Origin of the sequence: Hyunsoonleella aquatilis, assembly GCF_014270105.1 — a bacterium.
GTDB classification, from domain to species: domain Bacteria; phylum Bacteroidota; class Bacteroidia; order Flavobacteriales; family Flavobacteriaceae; genus Jejuia; species Jejuia aquatilis.
Genome location: NZ_JACNMF010000013.1, coordinates 1 through 3,265 on the forward strand (window position 1 = coordinate 1; position 3,265 = coordinate 3,265).

Consider the following 3,265-nt stretch of genomic DNA (forward strand, 5'->3'; position numbering starts at 1 on the left):
GAGAGAGGGTTATCAATGTTGTCGAAGTCCAAAGCTTCACCGTGTATACTAACCTTATTTCTCTCTTTTGTTCTTTCTGATTATTGGTTAAATTTAATGAAAGACAAACTTAAGACGTGTATAATTAATTGCTTTGGTCGTTGCTTATTTGGAAAATTCCTTCGGAATTTTCTCGCGTTCGTTTTTGTTTACTAAATTAGTTGCTTAAACACGCAACTAACCATACACAAACACGTTGTCTATAATTTATGAAAACACTTTTGCTAGCATTAATATTTTGTCTTTTTAATTTGACTTCGACCGAAATTATCGGAAAATATCAAATCGAAAGCGAATTGTCATTTGATACTCTCGAATTAAAAAAAGATGGAACTTATGAATACCAATCTCGTGGAGACAGTTGCTGGACTTGGTCTGACTTTACAGGTACTTGGGAATTGAAAAACAACGAGTTAACGCTTTTTCATAATTATTCATATCAAGAGGAAACAACTGAATACATCGAAAAACTGGATAAGTTTTCCAGAGATTTTGTCATATTCGAGGTTACGGATAATTACGGAAAGCCTATATCTGAATTTGAAGTAAAATATTCAATTAATTATAATAAATCTCAAATCAAGAAAACCGATAAAAATGGAATTATAAAATTCGAGAAATATGATATTGATTCTGGCGGAAATGAAAACGTCGGAATTCAAATTAAATATCTGACAAACGGAAATGAAACATCTCAAAGTACATCAGTAAATGGAAAATCTGACCGAATTATTTTGAGAATTAATAGCGAGCCGAAAACAATTGAAAAAAACGAGAAATATAGTTTTGAATATACAGATGGAAAACTAAAGTCAGTTGAATTTCCATACGTTGCCGAAACAAAGACGTATAAAAAACTATAGACAACAATGTGTATAATTCATTGCTAGTTATAGCCTACTTACGAAAGTCCTCGCGGACTTTCTATCTGTGATTTATTTGCTAACTTTAGTGCTTAAACACGCAACGAAATCATACACTAGACCGTTGGCAGTAATTTGAGAAGTCAGTTAACAAATCGAAGTTTAGGCTTCACTCCTTACTTCTTTTTTATAAAAACGAATTAAATTAAATAAGAACTGAATTTAAAAAACCTGATTTTGAAAAAACATATACTTCTGATTTTCTTACTCAACTTTGGAATCGGAATGGCTCAAACCCAAGTTCCATTTTTTGAGCAAATTGCTTTCGATTTTTATCGGACTGAAATCCTACCTAAAAAACCTGCAAAAAACAAAATCAGAATTTATAAAGAAATCCAACCATACAAATTAACCGAAACACCTTTTTGGTATCCAAGATGTTTAGAAAAAATTGAAATTGAGGAATATGATAATTCAAAACATAATGTTTCCAATAAAACAGAACTAAATCTTGATAACATTGACCAAAAAGATTTTAAGATAAAAAAATACGGGAAAGGGAATTACCCAAAGCTCTACGTAAGTCAATCTCTCACATTATCTGAAAACAGAATTTTAGTTGTACTTAAAAAAGTTGAAAAATGGAGCGGAATTTATTACTATATTGAACTTGATAAAAAAGGGAAAATAACGAATTGGTGTCAAGATGGATATATAGAATAAAAAACTACTGCCAACAATGTATAACCGCAATTACGGCGGATTCGACTACGTCCGAATCCACTCGGAATTGCAAGCGTCAGTGCTTAACCGAAAAACAGTAACTTAAAACCCGTAACTGACGGTTATACTAGACCGTTACCAGCAAGCTGAAAAAACCGATGAACATTCCAAAAACATCAGATGATTTTCAAAATGAATTTTATTCGTCTATTGACTTAATGAATAAAATTGGAGATTTAAGAATTCGACAATTCACGGACAAATTGAATAAGGTTTCTGATGAAATAATTGTGGGCGGAATTATTAAAGTGTTTGAAAACAAAAAAAGACCTGAAACGGAATATGTTGACCAAAAAAACGCTGGAAAAATATTGGACATCCTTAAACCGAAATCTGATATTGATTTAAGCTTGATTCTAAAATCAACAATCGGAAATTGGAATAAAAGCGTTGAGGAATTCCCTTTTTGGATAAAAGAAAATTACGGAATTGAATCTGTAAAAAATAAATTGACTGAATTTGAAACTCAAAATCTGACAGAAATAGAAACTGACAAATTGAAAACGATAAAATGGTGGCTGAAAATATAAATCGGAATAAAAGCCAGCAGGTAACAATGTATAACCGCAATTACGGCGGATTCGACTCCGTCCGAATCCACTCGGAATTGCTAAGGCTAGTGTTTAATCAGAAAATAATCGCTAATTTAACCCGTAACTGACGGTTATACGAAACCGTTGTAACCAATTTCAGAAAACCGAGTGAACCAACTTTATAACATAATAATAAAACAATTAATTATTGGTTACGTTGGTGCAACTCTTTTGCTGATTTACTACAAAATTAAAGGGCAGAAAATAACATACGAACGAATTCTAAATGAAGTTGACCAAAAAAGCGGAATTAAAAAATATTACTATAAAGCATTTTATTTAGGTGTCGGATTTTTGATTTTAATAGTAATTGTTATTTCAACAATCCTCGGACTAAATCCAAAGTTATATGACCCTAATAAATAAGTTCCAAATTGACCGAACAGTCAACACAACAAAATCGGAATCGGAATTAGCTAATTCTATTAAAAGATTTGACCATAAAAGAATTGACGTCGGAAATGGAATAATAACTATTTACGGAAAAGCATTTTATGACTTTGTTTGTGAAATAAAACCTTCTAAAGTTAGGTTAACAGCAAAACCAAAAAAAATACTTCTGATTTTCGTACTGACTTTTTTAACTTTTTGGACAATCGGCTTTATGTACCAAAACGGAATTTTAATCGGAATTATATTATCAGCAATATTTATCATTTTTGGCGCTTTTGTTCATAAAAAAATGATGGAACTGAATTTGGACGAAATATCGGAATTAATAAAAAATGAATAAAAAAACTGGTTACAACACCGTATAAAATTAATTGCTTGGTACGAGCCTGCTTACGAAAATCCTCGCGGATTTTCTATTTGGTTTGTATTTGCTAAATTCGTTGCTTAACCACGCAACTAATCTTATACAAAACCGTTGTAACCAATATGAGAAAACCCAAATCCATACAATTAATATTATTTCTGACTTTGCTCGGAATAATAGTTTCTTGTAAAACAAATTATGGATTTAAGACCTATGTTTTTGACAGTGGA

4 protein-coding genes are annotated in these 3,265 nt (G+C 31.2%); all 4 read left to right on the forward strand.

Annotated features, from left to right (window positions below; genetic code table 11):
* The first annotated feature begins 290 nt into the window (after positions 1 to 290).
* The 4 genes from H7U19_RS16670 to H7U19_RS16685 all read left to right on the forward strand — a co-directional run bounded on the left by H7U19_RS16670 (position 291) and on the right by H7U19_RS16685 (position 3,011).
* The gene (locus H7U19_RS16670; protein ID WP_186564016.1) at positions 291 to 902 is read left to right on the forward strand and encodes a DUF5004 domain-containing protein; all 612 of its coding nucleotides are present in this window, start codon (positions 291 to 293) and stop codon (positions 900 to 902) included.
* Between the two features lie 237 nt (positions 903 to 1,139).
* Complete coding sequence (locus H7U19_RS16675; protein WP_186564017.1) at positions 1,140 to 1,625, forward strand: hypothetical protein; 486 nt, start codon at positions 1,140 to 1,142, stop codon at positions 1,623 to 1,625.
* Positions 1,626 to 1,783: 158 nt separating this feature from the next.
* Positions 1,784 to 2,215, forward strand: coding sequence for a hypothetical protein (locus H7U19_RS16680; RefSeq protein ID WP_186564018.1), 432 nt, complete (start codon positions 1,784 to 1,786; stop codon positions 2,213 to 2,215).
* Between the two features lie 412 nt (positions 2,216 to 2,627).
* Positions 2,628 to 3,011, forward strand: a complete 384-nt coding sequence (locus H7U19_RS16685; RefSeq protein ID WP_186564019.1) for a hypothetical protein — start codon at positions 2,628 to 2,630, stop codon at positions 3,009 to 3,011.
* The last annotated feature ends 254 nt before the right edge of the window (positions 3,012 to 3,265 follow it).